This is a genomic window from Burkholderia sp. Ax-1720 (assembly GCF_011753035.1).
Lineage (GTDB): Bacteria > Pseudomonadota > Gammaproteobacteria > Burkholderiales > Burkholderiaceae > Burkholderia > Burkholderia gladioli.
Map to the genome: position 1 here is coordinate 1 of NZ_VWWK01000408.1, position 1,646 is coordinate 1,646.

Annotated in this window: 1 protein-coding gene and 1 pseudogene; both read left to right on the forward strand. The window is 75.5% G+C overall.

What is annotated here, in order from left to right; all coding sequences use genetic code 11:
• A pseudogene (locus F3J18_RS37250) lies at positions 1 to 258 on the forward strand (hypothetical protein); the annotation flags it as partial.
• Positions 255 to 1,646 (forward strand): FHA domain-containing protein (locus F3J18_RS38470; protein WP_240156522.1); only part of this gene is annotated, 1,392 nt, incomplete at its 3' end. The pseudogene F3J18_RS37250 and the gene F3J18_RS38470, both read left to right, overlap by 4 nt.

Genomic DNA, 1,646 nt, shown 5'->3' on the forward strand with positions numbered 1-1,646 from the left:
TTCGCCGCCGAGCATCGCTACCGCGGCATCGGCGCCTGGGCCGCGGCCGCCGCCGGCTGGACCGGCGGCAACCTGAACCCGCGTGCCGAGCAGCCCACGCCGCCGCCCGCGCATCTGTGCGCGATCGCGGCGATGGCCGCCCTCAACTACCTCGCCGCGCTGGTGCCGGCGCGATTCGACGCGCGACGCCTGACGTACGTGCGCGACGCGCTGGGCCTGCTCGGCACGCCCAACGGATCCGACGGAGGACCTCGATGAGCACCGAACCGAGCCTGACCCTGGCGGTGCAGGGTGAACGCGCCGAGCGCCTCGCGCAGCGCGAGCAACGCTTCGACCGCCGCGACGGCAGCATCGGCCGCGCCGACGATTGCGACTGGGTGCTCGGCGCCGAGGGCGTGTCGCGGCTGCATGCGCTGATCCGCTACCTGAACGGGCTCTACTTCGTCGAGGATCGCAGCACCAACGGCATGCTGCTGAACGGCGCGCCGCTGCGCAAGGGCGACCCGGCCGCGCTGCGTGACGGCGACCGGCTGCAGATCGACACCTTCGAGATCGCGGTGCGGCTCGGCGGCGAGACCGGCGGTAACTGGCAGGCGCAGACCGATCGCGCGCCGACGGCGCCGGCTTCGACATCGACGCCGCGGGTTCCGCCGGCGCCGGCCGTGCCGGCTGCCGGCGCGGCCGCGCTGTCGTCATTGTCGTCATCGTCGTCGGCCGAGAACCGCGAGCCGCTCGATCTCGGCGCGCTGCTTTCGCCGCGCCAGCTCGATGCGCAGGGCGATGCGCAGGGCGATGCGGGCCGTCCCGACGGCCTGATCCCCGGCGCGCGCGATGCGGCCGTGCCGGGTTCGAGCCTCGATCCGCTCGCGCTGTTCGATGCTCCCTCGTCCTATTACGACGAGGCGCCGGGCGCGGTGCCGGCCGACCAGGGCTGGAACCACACGCCGTCGCCCTCGGATCGATTCCGCCCGCCCCAGGTGGCGGGCGCGCGCCCGGCCGGCGCCTTGCTGCCCGACGATTGGGATGCCACCGGCAGCCGCTTCACGCCGCCGGCCGCGCCGGCCGCTCGCCAGTGGGACGATTCGCTGCTCGCGCCCGCGTCGAATGCCGCGCCGGCGATTCCGCCCGCTGCCTCGGGCGAGGACGATTCCTTGCTGGCGCCCGCGCCGCTGCGTGCCGCCGAGGCCGCGCCTGCGATGCAGTCGAGCGCCTCGCACCAGGGCGACGCGCTGCCGGGTTCGAGCCCGGCGCGAGCGGCCGGTGCCGCGCCGGTGATTCCGCCGTCGGCCTCGCGCGAGGACGATTCGCTGCTGGGTTCGATTCCGCCGCGTGCGGCTGGTGCTGCTGCGGTGCCGCCGTCGTCGGTCCGGCATCAGGACGATTCGTCGTCGGACGCGATTCCGGCGCGCGCGACGGGTGCCGCGCCGGTGCCGTCGCCGTCGCATCCGGACGACTCGCTGCCGCGCTCGGCGACTGTCGCGCCGGCCGCCCCGCAGCATGACGATGCGCTGCTGGACCTGATCCCGGCACGCGCGGCCGATGCCGCGCCGGTGCTTCCGTCGTCTGCGCCGCAGCACGGCGATTCGCTGCTGGCCCCGATCCCGGCACATGCCGCCGAGGCGCCGCCGCTCGCGCCGGGCAACCCG